Below are 13,784 nucleotides of genomic sequence, written 5' to 3'. Positions count from 1 at the left end.
AGTGGAAAATAGTGAATACGTCCATATGGGGATGAGCGGTATAAGCGGTATAAATCCCGCAGAATCCAGGAAAATGGCCTATATAGCTAAAAAGAACGGTATAAATCCCGCAGAATCCAGAAAATTGACTCATATAGCTGAAAAGAACGGTATAAATCCCGTAGAATCCGAGAAAGTAGCTCGTGTAGCTAAAAAGAACGGTATAAATCCCGTAGAATTCGAGAAAGTGGCTCGTGTAGCTAAAAAGAACGGTATAAATCCCGTAGAATTCGAGAAAGTGGCTCGTGTAGCTGAAAAGAACGGTATAAATCCCGTAGAATCCAGAAAATTGGCTCATATAGCTGAAAAGAACGGTATAAAACCCGCAGAATCCAGAAAATTGGCTCATATAGCTGAAAAGAACGGTATAAATCCCGTAGAATCCGAGAAGCTGGCTCATATCGCCGGAAAGAGGGTCACGAATGCTCTAGAATTCAGCAATCCCGGCCATATCACCGGAAAGAGGAGCATAAATGCCTCGGAATTCAGCAATTCCGGCCATATTACCGGAAGGAGGGGTATAAATCCCCCAGAATTCAGCAATTCCGGCCATATTACCGGAAGGAGGGGTATAAATGCCCTGAAATTCAGTAATTCCGGCGATATTGCAGGAAAGAGGGGGATAAATCCCCCAGAATTCAGCAATTCCGACCACATCGCCGGAAAGAGGGGGATAAATCCCCTAGAATCCTGTAATTCCGGTCATATAGCTGGAAAGAGGGGTATAAATGCCCCAGAATCCAAGAATTCCGGCCAAATCGCCGGAAAGAGGTGCATAAATACCCTAGAATCCTGTAATACCGGTCATATCTCCGGAAAGAGGAGCATAAATCCCCCAGAATTCAGTGATTCCGGCCATAACGCCGGAAAGAGGCCGTATTTTCCCCACAAATAGTGGCCCACCACAGCCCGCCCGATGAACACGCAAACAAAGCACCTTCCACAAAGAAGGTGCCCCATGCCCCATGCGTGGTCTATTCTACGAATGCCTCGACTTCTATTTCTACTAGCAGTAGTGGATCAATGAGCGCTTTTACCTCTACCATGGTTGCTACAGGCTGAATGTCTTTGAAGAATTCGCCGTGTGCTTTGCCGACTTCTTCCCAGCGGGAGATGTCCGTTACGAACATTCTTGTTCTAATTACATGCGACAAATCAGCGTCTAGCTGGTTAAGTGCTTTTTCAATGGTATGTAGAATGAATTTCGTCTGCGCATATGGATCTCCTACACCGATCACTTCCCCGTCTTGCATGGCTGTTGTTCCTGCGACTTCGATCCGATTGCCAATTCGAATGGCGCGAGAATATCCTACCACCGATTCCCATGGTGAACCTGTAAATACTTGTTTTTTACTCAAAAGATCCCCTCCGAATCCATCCTAATATTGCCCGATCTTATTATACTTCTAGCACGTGTGACATGAACAAAAGATTAATAATTGATCAAATACGATTATTTAATGTTATGTTTGATTACATGATAAACATGAAATTTAAAATTTTCTCTATTCAAGAAGGTTCATTTTAATTATAATGTTACATAAAATAACATTATAAATCAGAAATGGTTGTATTGATCCTAAAAAGGAGGGATGGCATGCATCTTACGGTTGAAGAAGCGTTGTCCATTTATCCTTTGTCCGAGGCGAAGCTTATCGCGGGTTCCAAGGGGAAACATCGAATTGTGAAGTCGATTAATGTGATGGACGCACCCGATATTTCGGATTGGATCAAAGAAGGCGAGATGCTGCTAACGACAGCCTATTTAATCAAAGACAATCTGGAGGATGCCTCTGCCTTGCTGCAAACATTGAATCGCAGGGGATCATCGGCCTTGGGTATTAAGCTGGGACGATTTTGGGATGAGGTACCAGAGCAGCTGATCGCTGAAGCAGAATTCCTTAACTTCCCTTTAATCCAGTTGCCGTTCCAGTTCACGTTTTCGGATCAGATGAATGGTCTGTTTCGCGCCGAGCTTAGCCGCAGCACCCACGTTCTGCAGAGCATTATGGAGAAGCAGAAAAAGCTGATGCAATTCGCCTTACGATCCGTCCGTAGCCGTCCATTGTTTGATTCGGTGTCTGAAGTAATTGGCCATTCACTTGTGGTAATTAGTGCACGGGGGGATGTGATCTACAACAACTCTGAATATCATTCCTCGCAGCTGCTGGAGGGGTGGCCATGGCAGGAACGGAATCAGCGCTTTCGTATAGTGGATCATACTGGTTATCGTACGCCGCTAATGCAAGGAGATAAGTGCTCCGGCTATCTATTGTATTGTTCCATCGATCCTTTGTTGCTCCCGGTAGAAGAGAACTTGTTCGTTCAGGGGGCTGAACTTATTTCTTATCATATTCATTCAGGCTACGAGGATTATTTTGAACAGGCAGAACAGAGGGAGTTTAGTGGATTACTGAGACGTTGTCTGAGTGGTAACTTATCTTATACAGATTTGGCGCAGGCCGCCCTCAACTTGGAGATAGAGCTGCTTCAATCACCATTTTTCCTCTTATTAACTGATACTACCGCGACTGGTGAGGAACGCCAAAGTGAGCTGCTTAGATTAAAAGAAGAATACACTGAGCACCCTGTGCTGCGGGAACTAAAGGGGCTTCATGTGGTCGTAGATCAAGGGTTATTGTCCATCTATCCGGGAGATCGCCAGAGTCCTGAACAATTTCGGGATATAATTCATGCTTGTTTTGACAACGTGAAGTTTAACAAGTGTTATTATCCGCGAGCTGCGATAAGCAGTTGTAAAGCGAAGCCGGAGGGGCTGAGGGAGGCTTTTGCAGAGGTAAAGGAATGTATGGGAATGCTTCAGCTTGGCGGAGTGCATGGGAATGTTGTGCATTATCGGCAGCTTGAGCTTAACTTGCTTCTCGGGCAAATCCCGACAGAAGTTATGGAGAAATATTGCAACGGTACGCTTAGGAGACTGCTCACTCGGGAACCAGAGTATGTTAGGGAAATGCTGCGGACGCTGGAAGTTTATTTAGAGAACGATGGTCATGTCAATGAGACAGCCAAAAAGCTATTTATTCATCGGAACACAGCCACCTACCGGATCGAGAAGCTTAGTGAGCTGCTGGACGTCGATCTTAAAAAAATAAATGATCTAATGAGGCTGAAGCTAGTGTTCATGTTTCGAAGGATGCTTGGGCGGGACTGAGGTCTGGGTTGAAATGCAAACACGGAGGAGGGGAACCTCGTGAATACACATGAGATCGCAATGCATATTCAAACCCATAAGGCGCCCGCGGTGCTGGCAACGCTGATAGAAGTAGAGGGACACTCGTATCGTAAACCTGGGGCGGTGATGTTGTTTTTTGAAGGAGGCACGATTGGGAGTCTGAGTCCAGGTTGTCTGGAAAGCGATCTGCAGCTGCGAACTTCTGAGATATGGGAACGAGGGCTGCCCGAAATTGTGGAGTACAATATGTTGTCTCCCGATGATTTGTCCTGGGGTGAGACTGTCGGCTGCGGGGGCAAAATCAAAGTGGTGCTTGAACCTGTGCAGGGGAAGTTATATGAGCTTTTGGTGCTGGTGAGTGACAGGCTGGCTGCGGGAGAGAAGCTAATTTTGTTCCGTGAAGCTGCGGAGAGAGGTTTTAGCTATAGGCTAGAGCTGGATGCTGATACTTCATTATCGCAGAACAAGAAAGCTCCGAAATTATCCCACTCGGCAAAAGAAAGCCTGGCGACAGGCCGATTCATGGCCGCTCCAGTAGAATTGACAGCATTCCATACGTCCTTTGTGCCCAAACCGCGGCTTGTAATTTTTGGCGGGGGACGTGATGTGGTTCCGATTGTAGAGCTTGCGGGCAGAGTTGGCTTTCGGATTACGGTTGCGGATTGGCGCGAAGGAAGTCTGCAAAATGAGTTTCCTCACGCTGAACGAATCATTTGTTCTCCAACGGAGGTTGCTAAGCGATTGGGTGTAGCTCAGGGGGATTATGTGCTGATTTGTAGCCATCAAATTGGGCGGGATAGACAGTTCCTGGAGAGCGTGATTCCGCTAGCTCCGCTGTACATCGGAATTATTGGTTCAAAGGCGCGGACAGCTCTTTTATTAGAAGGGCTTGAGGCTCCTGCATCTTTACATGCGCCAGTAGGGCTGCCCATTGGTGGAGAAGGTCCCGAGGAAATTGCGGTCAGTATTATAGCGGAAATCATTCAAATTAGAAGGGCGGGCTTACGAGAGCTGCCTAAAGGAGTGGATAGTTTTGAAAGTAGCAGGAATATATTTGGCAGCGGGGCAGAGCAGGCGGATGGGCGTGTCCAAGGTTTCACTGAAATTGTCGCAGGAGGTCTCGCTCGGGAGCGTCGCGCTTAGTGAATTGGATCGCTGCAATCTTGAACCGCTTATCGTCGTGGTGCGTGCGGATGACAACTTGGAATGGCTGCCACCCGCGATTGAACCGCAAGGGATTAGACGTACTGAAACTTGCTTAACCGCACATTTAGGTTTGTCTTTTTCACTGCGCTGCGGGCTTAATGCTGTGCTGCCTTTGCAGCCTGATGCAGTAGTTGTGGCGCTCGCGGATCAGCCTTTTATTACTACGGCATTAGTGAACCGTCTTATACAAACGTTTGAACAATCACCGGGGATGGATTATGTAGCTAGCGTCAGTAATGGATCGGCTATGCCCCCGGCGTTATTCTCGAAGACGTTATTTCCAGCGTTGCAGGGACTGGATGGAGATCGAGGAGCGGCGGGGATTTTGCGTTCGCCTGATTATAAGGGGATTGTTCTGGAATCTGCTTCTGCCCATTATTTTATGGATGCAGATACAAAAGAGGATTTTGGTGAGATTCAGGAGCAATGGATGCTGAGAAACGGAAAGTGAAGATATAGTCTAAAAAGTAATCTAAAGGAGTGTTCCTTTTCCGCCTATAGTCATATAATGTGACATGTAACTCACCTCGAATAAACCGATTAGTGCATTACACACAAAAAAAGTTCTGATTCTTATATTCAAATACAAACGTATGTTATATAAATTTACGTCAAGGCCACCTCTAAGTATAGTAGAAGTACATTAATGGTTGCAGCCATGATGAGAGATGATTTGGAGGAGGAGAATTATGAAAAAAAGGGGTCAGTTCATAACATCTTGTCTTGCATTAATGGTTCTAATGACGGTGGCTTTGGTGGGGTGTGCAAAAGCAACAGAGGCACCGGCGACAACTACAGCGGCAACAGAGGCAACTGCAACAACAGAACCGGCTGCGAAGAAACCTACAGTTGCTTTTGTTTATATCGGACCTCCAGGAGATGGCGGCTACACATACCAACATGATCAAGGGCGGCTGTATATGGAGAAGGAGCTTGGGATTAAAGCTGACTTTGTAGAAAATGTCCCTGAAAGTGCTGACGCCGAACGAATCATCACAGAGCTTGCGCAATCACACGATATCGTGTTTACAACGAGCTTTGGATATATGGATTTTACATTAAATGTAGCAGGCAAATTCCCCAATGTGAAGTTCCTCCATGCTTCGGGTTACAAAACCGCAGAGAACATGGGGACCTACTTCGGGAAGAACTATCAAGCCAGTTATCTCAGCGGTATAGTAGCAGGAAAAATGACCAAAAACAATCAGCTGGGTTATGTGGGCGCTTTTCCGATCAGCGAAGTGATTTATAACTTAAATGCTTTTACCCTTGGAGCACAAAGCGTCAATCCTGATGTGAAGGTGAACGTGGTGTGGACGAATACATGGTATGACCCGACGACCGAACGTCAAGCGGCAATCAGCTTGCTGGATAAGGGTGCGGATGTACTTTTGGCCTATCAGGATTCACCTGCAACACTGCAGGCTGCTGCTGAACGAGGAGCTTTTGCCGGGGGCAATGACTCGGATATGAGCAAATACGCTCCGGACAATTATTTGACGAATCCGGTATGGAATTGGGGTCCTTATTACGTAAAAGCTGTGCAGGCGGTTATGGACGGAACGTGGAAAAGCGAGCAATATTCCGGGGGTATGGCTGACGGTATGGTAGAGCTGGCTCCTTTCGGAAACAAAATCCCAGATGATGTGAAAAAGCTTGTGGAAGACGCTAAAGCCAAAATCATCAGTGGGGAGCTTGAGGTTTTCACAGGTCCGATCTCAGATAACCAAGGGAATGTGAAGGTTCAAGAAGGTCAAAAACTGACCCTTGAGGAAGTGCTGGGCATGAACTGGCTCGTTAAAGGTGTGGAAGGAACCATCCCGCAATAATCTTTTTAAAAAATACTGAATAAAATGTGCACGATCTATGGGTGGGGCGGATTCCATAAAGCGGAAACTTCCCCACCCGTCCTACAAATTGAAGGAAGGAGGCGTTCATACCATGCGGGGAACTTCAGTTGAAATGCGGGGAATTGTGAAAAAATTCGGCTCGGTAACCGCCAGTGATCAAGTCGACTTTTCGGCAAATGCGGGAGAGATTCATGCACTGCTTGGTGAGAATGGAGCAGGAAAGAGCACGGTGATGAGCATGCTGTCAGGGGTGTACAGAGCAGATGAAGGCGAAATCTTCATTCATGGGAAAGCAGCTCATATTCGTTCTCCTAAAGATGCTGCACAGCTTGGTGTAGGTATGGTATTTCAGAACTTTAGGCTGGTGCAAAGCCTTACAGCGGCGGAAAATATCGTGCTTGGCGAAAAGTCGTCTTTCTGGCGCGGACGTAAGTGGATGAAGAATAAACGCAAGGAGATAGAGACACTAGCGGAGCAGTTTGGACTGAATTTCCCGGTGGATCGCCCGATCTGGCAGCTGTCCGTGGGAGAACAACAGCGTGTTGAAATCGTTAAGACGCTTTATCGCGGAGCTGACATTATCATTCTGGATGAACCAACCTCCGTGCTGACCCCAGGTGAGGTAGAGCAGCTGTTTGAGACTTTGCGTGTAATGAAGCAGGCAGGGAAGACGGTCATCATGACCACACACAAAATGAAAGAGGTTATGGCTTCCTCAGATCGAATTTCCGTCATGCGTAAAGGGAAAATGATCGCTACGCTGACTACTGCGGATACAGATGAGCTTGAGTTAGCTCGTTTGATGGTAGGTAAGGAAGTTATCATCACCCGCCAAGAACGGGAAGCCCCTGAGGGAGATTCTCTGTTAGAAGTGAAGGGCTTAGACGTATATGCCGATCACGGGCAAAAAGCACTGGATCATTTCTCTCTGAACGTAAGCAAAGGGGAGATTGTAGGTATAGCTGGGGTAGCTGGCAATGGGCAAAAGGAGCTGGCCGAAGTGTTAACAGGTCTTAGGGGATGGAAAAGTGGTGAGATCACTTTTGATGGAAAGACGGTGAAATCAGCTTCGGTAAGAGGGGCGATTGATTCAGGAATCTCCCATGTGCCGGAGAACCGGATGAAGAGCGGCTTAGCCGGGCGCCTCGGATCGGTGGATAATCTTTTGTTCAAATCCTACCGCTCAGAGGAGCACTCTAAATTTGGTTTCCTGAAGGCCGCGAAGAACCGTTCGTGGACAGAGGAGCTGGTCCAGCGCTTTAACGTTACAACACCTGAGCTGGATACGCCAGTACAGCAATTGTCAGGTGGTAATCAGCAGAAGCTGCTGTTCGCACGTGAGATCAGTCATCGTCCAAAGCTGATGGTCGCCGTTCATCCGACGCAAGGACTGGATGTAGGCGCTACAGCTGGAGTTCATGAACTCCTTATGGAGCTGCGCGGTTCAGGTAGTGGCGTACTGTTAATTTCCGAGGATTTAGATGAGCTGCTTCACTTGTCCGACCGGATTCTAGTGATCTACAACGGCTCCATCATTGGTGAAAGTACACATGAGGAAGCAAATCGAGAGAGTATTGGACTATTGATGGCTGGTGTTCATAACAGAGAGGAGAGCGCCGTATGAGCCCTGACAATGGAAGAAATGCCGCAGCAGCCGTACTAGAACCCATTACATCTGGCTCAGGAAAACGGTTCTCTCTACGTTTGGAATACGACTCCAGTCGTACTCGTTCGCCATGGTGGACACCTATTGTATCTATAATTCTAGCGTTATTGCTATGTGCCCTATTTATCGGGGTAAATGGTATGAATCCGGTGCTGGTCTACGAAAAAATGTTCCGTGGCGCATTTGGCACTACGTACGGTCTTACTGAAACGATGGTTAAGGCCATCCCCTTACTTCTGTGCGGGCTTGGGATTGCCGTAGCTTACCGCATTTCTGTATGGAATATTGGAGCAGAAGGGCAGTTAACGGTTGGGGTAATGGCCGCTACCGCGGTCACGATTTATTTTCCTAATTTATCTTCATTCTGGTCGCTATCCTTAATGCTGTTGTTCAGCATTGCCGCGGGAGCGCTTTGGGGACTGCTGACTGCTATTCCGCGGACGCATTTTGGAGTGAATGAGCTAATCACTTCATTGATGCTGAATTATGTTGCTTTATTAGCACTCGATTATGTGGTATTCGGACCCTGGAAAGATCCTAAAGGGTTTAATTTCCCCGGATCACCTATGTTTACAGCGGCTCAGTCCCTGCCTGTTCTCGGAAGTACAAGATTGCATATCGGACTGTTATTTGGACTTATCGCCGTTGTGATTTATTACTTGATGATTCGTTTTACGAAGTGGGGTTACGAGCTCCGCCTGATTGGGGCCAATCCTGTAGCAGCTAGATACGCCGGTATTCATATCAAGCGCCATATTATTATCGTCATGCTGATCAGTGGGGGCCTCGCCGGGATCGCTGGTATGGCTGAGGTCTCTGGTGTTACACACAAGCTGATGCAAGGCATTTCACCGGGTTATGGATACACCGCCATTATTGTGGCTTGGTTGGCCAAATTGAATCCACTCGGTCTAATCGTTACTTCCATTTTATTCGGTGGCTTAATTGTTGGCGGATATAGTGTTCAAACCATCGGGCTGCCCTCATCGATATCAGAAATGCTGCAGGGCTCCATCCTGTTTTTCTTGATTGCTGGCGATATGATCTATCGTTTCCGCATTCGCCGTAGCGGGGTTCAACTGAAAGGGGGGAGATAGGCAATGGATTTTACAACACAGCTACTCATTGCCGCTATTTCCGCAGGAACCCCGCTGCTGCTGGCTACTCTGGGGGGCATTTTAAATGAACGCGCCGGCATTATACAGCTTGGAGCTGAAGGACTGATGCTGATGGGAGCGGTCACCACTTGTATCGTGTATATTCGCTCCGGAAACCTGTTGCTAGCTCTGCTGGCTACCGTAGCTGTAACGGCTCTACTTGGTTTGCTGCATTCTTTTCTCTGTGTGACCTTGCGGGCGAATCAAACGATGTCCGGTCTTGCGATGACCTTGTTTGGTAGTGGGTTGAGCGCTTATCTAGGTAAGCCGATCAGCGGTATTCCTTTGCCGGGAACATCCCCTAAGCTGCATCTGGCTTGGCTCGAGAATGTTCCGGTCATCGGTCGGATATTCGGAAATATGGACTATCTGACCTGGTTTAGCCTGCTGTTGGTACTCGTTCTGCATTTGCTAATTCACCGTACTTCGTGGGGTCTGCATTTGCGGGCAGTCGGAGACAGTCCGGCTACCGCAGATGTAATGGGGATCCGTGTGCAGCTTATCCGCTACAGCTATGTGATCATCGGCGCTGCTCTTATCGGTCTGGCCGGAGCGGATATGGTATTGGCTTACGCGCCAACCTGGAATGAAGGGCTGACAGCCGGTCGAGGCTGGATTGCGGTAGGGCTAGTGATTTTCGCCAGATGGAATCCGCTGCGTGCCTTGTTCTGTGCCTACTTTTTCGGGGCATTAGATTCACTTGGTTTCCGTATTCAACTGCTGGGTAGTGCGGTTCCACCCTATTTTCTCAAAATGATTCCGTATCTTGTGACCATCCTGGTCCTGATGTACCTGGGGTACCGCAATCGCAATAAACCATCCGGTACACCGGAAGCACTCGGAGTTCCTTATATTCGGGAACAAAGGTTTTAAGGCAGGTAATAGGAGTGATCTTGTGCTCAAGAGGAGGCGGAGTGTATGGGAGTTTTACGGGAAGAGGATGAAAGGCTACCTGATGTAATTCAGCCCCGCAGCCTGCACGAAGCTTGGGAGAGGAAAATGGCGCTCGGGGACAGTGCCCGATATGTCGCGGGAGGGACACTGCTGAGAACAGGGTGGGAAAATGGAACGGCGCTAATGCCCAAACAGCTGATTGATCTCAGGCAAATTTCAGGTCTCGCGGACATCACTTTAACGGAATTTCACTTATCTCTGGGCGCTCTTGTTCCACTTTCTGAGTGCCGCAGCAATGAGTATTTGGGGGCAGTGGCACCTGCGTTGCAAGAGGCCGTACGCTGTATAGCTGCACCGTCGGTGCGTAATCTCGCTACAATAGGTGGCAATATCGCTTCTGGCTTCGGTGATATTCTACCTGCGTTACTGGTCTATGAAGCTGAATTGATCTCCTATGACGGCAAATTTATGACGGGACTGCCTTTGATAGAGTGGCTAAACAATCACTGGAGTGGGATGAAAGCTGCGTCAGATCTTGTGGCTGGGATTCGCCTCTCGCCTGCTCGCCTAGAGAATCCGTTAACAGATAGGCTGGAAATCTTTCACAAGGTTGGCCGTAGAGAAGCTTTTACCCCTTCGCTTGTAACGGTAGCGATATCCGCATCGATCGATACAGAACATCGTTTCCACGAGGTTCGTATCGTAGCAGGTGGGGGCTCGGGGCGGCCGCAGCGACTAAGTAGAGCTGAAGCAATGCTTGAAGATTTGGTGTATACAGAGGCGCTGCTACCTGCTCTATATGAAGTGGTTGAGGACAGCTTTGACACGTATAGTGATCCCTTTGCCACAGACCTTTATAAGAAAAAGACTGCTGGGAACTTGGTTGTATCTGAGCTGTGGAAGGCTATGAATATAAGAAGTTAAGAGGTGAATAACCCCACGAAAGGAGAGAGGGAAAATGCTGCTGAATAAGGAATCCAGCGGGAGCCGTTGGCGTACACGACCCGACGGAGAGGGCAAGGTATCCGGTAAGCTGCAGTATTTGACCGACATGAGGGCGGAAGGTATGTTGATCGGCCGCGTGCTCCGCAGTGGGCAGGCACATGCTCGTATTTTGTCCGTGCGTATTGAGAAGGCCATTGAAGTCCTTGGTGTACACGCAGTAATTACACATGAAGATGTGCCCGGACTTAACGGTTTTGGTATAGCCTTGCCGCATCAACCGGTATTTTGCAGTGATCGTGTGCGGTACACTGGCGATGCGATTGCGGCAGTAGCGGCAGAGACGGATGAAATTGCGGAATACGCCTTATCCCTTATCGAAGTGGATTATGAACTTCTACCACTGTTGGAGGACCCGGAAGAAGCGATGAAGAAGGATACAATCCTGCTGCATGCTGAGGGGAATGTGCTTCATCATACGGAATATCGTAAGGGAGAACCGGAAGCCGTATTTAAGGATTGCTGCCATGTAGTGGAGGAGACGTATTACACACCGCGCCAAATGCACACTTATATGGAGACTGAAGGCGGATTGTTTATCCCCGAAGCTAACGGACGCCTTACCGTATATTCAGCTACACAACATGGGCTGATGGATCGCATGCAGCTATCTAGAATTCTAGGTATTCCTCAAGAAGATATCCGAGTCATCTCGAGTCCCATCGGTGGGTCCTTTGGAGGAAAAGACGAACTGAATGTACAGCCGTATGGAGCGCTGCTAGCACTGAAGACTCAACGTCCAATAAGGCTGCATAATTCGAGAGCAGAATCGGTACGGGCAGGACTAAAACGTCATCCCATGAAAATCACCATGAAAACTGGCTGCGACCATGAAGGGAACATCAAGGCGCATCAGGTCAGAATTATTTCGGATACGGGAGCTTACGCAACGCTGGGAGCGGAGGTGCTCAACTTCGCGACAGAACATGTGATGGGCCCTTATATCATCGATCATGTGGATGTGGAAGGTTTTGCTGTATATACCAATAACGGTGTGTCTGGTGAATTTCGAGGATTTGGCGGCAATCAGGTGATATTCGCTTTGGAAGGACAAATCGATCGATTGGCTGAGCGATTGCAGATCGATCCATGGGAAATGCGTCGCCGCAATTTACGTGAATATGGTGATCTAGGGCCACTGGGTCAGGAAATTGCTCAAACCGATGGTGCCTTTCAGGTATGGGAAGCGCTGGCGGGTTCGCCGCTCATGACTGAGGCCGAGTCTACAGACAGAGGTTCAGGTTTCGTGGAACCATGGATCGTAACTGGAACGGGTGCTGCAATAGCAATGCATGGTGCAGGACTTGGTTATGGCATTCCAGATCCGGCGGGGGGACGGCTGTCTCTGACGCTAGATGGCAGGATCGAGGCGGTGTTTGGTTACGAGGAGTTTGGTCAGGGCTTAATCGCTACATTGGAACAAATGCTGATTGAACAGTTTGGCTTCGCAGCAGAGGATTTAAGGATAGTCATTGGTGATACGGATGTGGTGCCCGACAGTGGATCAAGTACAGCTTCACGTTCGACAAGCATGATGTGGATGGCTCTTAAACGGCTACGTCCAGACTTCACCGCTCGAGTGTTGCAGGCAGCTGCGACGATAAAGCCAGAGCTGGATATCCCTGAAATGAACCTCGGCCCTAACGGAATTTGGCAAAAAGACGGTGGTCTGCTTCTGACTTACAAGGAGCTGGCACAGAGTATTTCAGAACCCATTGTCTGTAATACGAAGTTTACTTACCCAACCACACCCTTTAAAAGAGTGGGTGCACATTTTCTATACACCTATTCCGCTATCGCGGTCCGCGTGGAAGTTAATTTGCTTACAGGTCGTGTTCGTGTATTGGACCAATATCATGCGGTAGCAGCGGGGCCGGTAGCTAATCCGCAAGGTTATCTCGGGCAGATCGAAGGCGGAAGCAGTATGGCGATAGGTTTCACCTTATCAGAGGATGCTGTAATGTCAGACGGCAGCTATGTCACCAAAAATTTAGACACCTACTTAGTGCCGACCATTGCCGACATGAATGGCAGCATTCATGTGCAGCCGATAGAGGATTTGCCGGATCATGATACGTATGGTCCTCGCGGTATTGGAGAGGTGGGATCCGTCAATTTAGCTCCGGCAGTTGCCTCGGCCATATTTCAGGCTGTAGGTAAACGGATAACTAAGCTGCCGATTGATCCCGAATGGCTGCAATCTACGCCGTTTATTCCACAAAAGGCGGTGAATATCCATGTGGAGCTATAATCCGAATTCGGATCTAAATGAGGAGAAGCCTGACCCAGCATCGTCTGAGGATGCTTTTGCAGAAGAGAGGTTCACCTTCAAGTGCAACCTCAACGGAAAAGCGGTATCCAGAGAGATTCCACCCTCCCGCCGGCTTTTAAATGTCATACGTGAAGATCTGGAGCTGACCGGAACGAAACGCTCTTGTGAGATTGGCCGCTGCGGAGCCTGTATGGTGCTCGTGGATGGGCATCCGGTGAATTCATGTCTGGCGATGGCCTATCAATGCTCAGGTGCCGAAATTACAACGATTGAAGGTCTTAGTGAGGCGGGGTTACATCCCGTTCAGCGTGCTTTTTTGGAAGAAGGTGGGTTCCAATGCGGTTATTGTACTCCAGGGATGGTCATCTCGGTGGTTGCTCTGCTGGATGAGAACCCACATCCTACTCAGGCTGAAGTGGAAGAAGCTTTATCTGGCAACATTTGTCGCTGTACAGGATACGGAGGCATCATGCGAGCTGTTAATAAAGCTATAGGAGGCTAAGCG

The 13,784-nt window shown here is 48.4% G+C and carries 12 protein-coding genes; 11 read left to right on the top strand and 1 reads right to left on the bottom strand.

From position 1 onward, the window contains the following. The first annotated feature begins 1 nt into the window (after position 1). Positions 2-934, top strand: coding sequence for a hypothetical protein (locus NSS67_RS27075; protein ID WP_339316828.1), 933 nt, complete (start codon positions 2-4; stop codon positions 932-934). A gap of 79 nt (positions 935-1,013) precedes the next feature. On the opposite strand, the gene NSS67_RS27070 is transcribed toward NSS67_RS27075, so the two are convergent. Continuing rightward, positions 1,014-1,397: a RidA family protein gene (locus NSS67_RS27070; RefSeq protein ID WP_339316827.1), complete on the bottom strand. Its 384-nt coding sequence runs from the start codon at positions 1,395-1,397 to the stop codon at positions 1,014-1,016. A 239-nt stretch (positions 1,398-1,636) separates the two neighbouring features. On the opposite strand from NSS67_RS27070, the gene NSS67_RS27065 reads away from it, so the two are divergent. The 10 genes from NSS67_RS27065 to NSS67_RS27020 all read left to right on the top strand — a co-directional run bounded on the left by NSS67_RS27065 (position 1,637) and on the right by NSS67_RS27020 (position 13,781). Then, positions 1,637-3,211, top strand: coding sequence for a PucR family transcriptional regulator (locus tag NSS67_RS27065; RefSeq protein ID WP_339316826.1), 1,575 nt, complete (start codon positions 1,637-1,639; stop codon positions 3,209-3,211). 39 nt (positions 3,212-3,250) lie between these two features. After that, complete coding sequence (locus tag NSS67_RS27060; protein ID WP_339316825.1) at positions 3,251-4,375, top strand: XdhC family protein; 1,125 nt, start codon at positions 3,251-3,253, stop codon at positions 4,373-4,375. Continuing rightward, positions 4,317-4,889, top strand: coding sequence for an NTP transferase domain-containing protein (locus tag NSS67_RS27055; RefSeq protein WP_339316824.1), 573 nt, complete (start codon positions 4,317-4,319; stop codon positions 4,887-4,889). Before NSS67_RS27060 ends, NSS67_RS27055 begins: the two co-directional genes overlap by 59 nt. Positions 4,890-5,127: 238 nt before the next feature. Next, positions 5,128-6,267, top strand: coding sequence for a BMP family ABC transporter substrate-binding protein (locus tag NSS67_RS27050; RefSeq protein WP_339316823.1), 1,140 nt, complete (start codon positions 5,128-5,130; stop codon positions 6,265-6,267). A gap of 112 nt (positions 6,268-6,379) precedes the next feature. Further along, positions 6,380-7,912, top strand: coding sequence for an ABC transporter ATP-binding protein (locus tag NSS67_RS27045; RefSeq protein WP_339316822.1), 1,533 nt, complete (start codon positions 6,380-6,382; stop codon positions 7,910-7,912). After that, a complete protein-coding gene (locus NSS67_RS27040; protein ID WP_339316821.1) occupies positions 7,909-9,051 on the top strand; it encodes an ABC transporter permease in 1,143 nt (380 codons plus the stop codon). The genes NSS67_RS27045 and NSS67_RS27040 overlap by 4 nt, the downstream gene beginning before the upstream one ends. Before the next feature lie 3 nt (positions 9,052-9,054). Then, positions 9,055-9,984, top strand: a complete 930-nt coding sequence (locus NSS67_RS27035; protein WP_339316820.1) for an ABC transporter permease — start codon at positions 9,055-9,057, stop codon at positions 9,982-9,984. A 45-nt stretch (positions 9,985-10,029) separates the two neighbouring features. Further along, the gene (locus NSS67_RS27030) at positions 10,030-10,929 is read left to right on the top strand and encodes an FAD binding domain-containing protein (protein WP_339316819.1); all 900 of its coding nucleotides are present in this window, start codon (positions 10,030-10,032) and stop codon (positions 10,927-10,929) included. Positions 10,930-10,963: 34 nt separating this feature from the next. Beyond that, positions 10,964-13,258 carry a xanthine dehydrogenase subunit D gene (gene pucD / locus NSS67_RS27025; RefSeq protein WP_339316818.1) on the top strand — a complete coding sequence of 765 codons (2,295 nt, stop codon included), beginning with the start codon at positions 10,964-10,966 and terminating at the stop codon, positions 13,256-13,258. Beyond that, entirely contained in the window at positions 13,245-13,781 is a 537-nt protein-coding gene (locus NSS67_RS27020; RefSeq protein WP_339316817.1) for a (2Fe-2S)-binding protein, read from the top strand. Before pucD ends, NSS67_RS27020 begins: the two co-directional genes overlap by 14 nt. Positions 13,782-13,784 lie beyond the last annotated feature (3 nt).

It is taken from the genome of Paenibacillus sp. FSL R10-2734 (assembly GCF_037963865.1).
Lineage (GTDB): Bacteria > Bacillota > Bacilli > Paenibacillales > Paenibacillaceae > Paenibacillus_AQ.
This window is presented reverse-complemented; position numbering and strand designations above follow the sequence as displayed.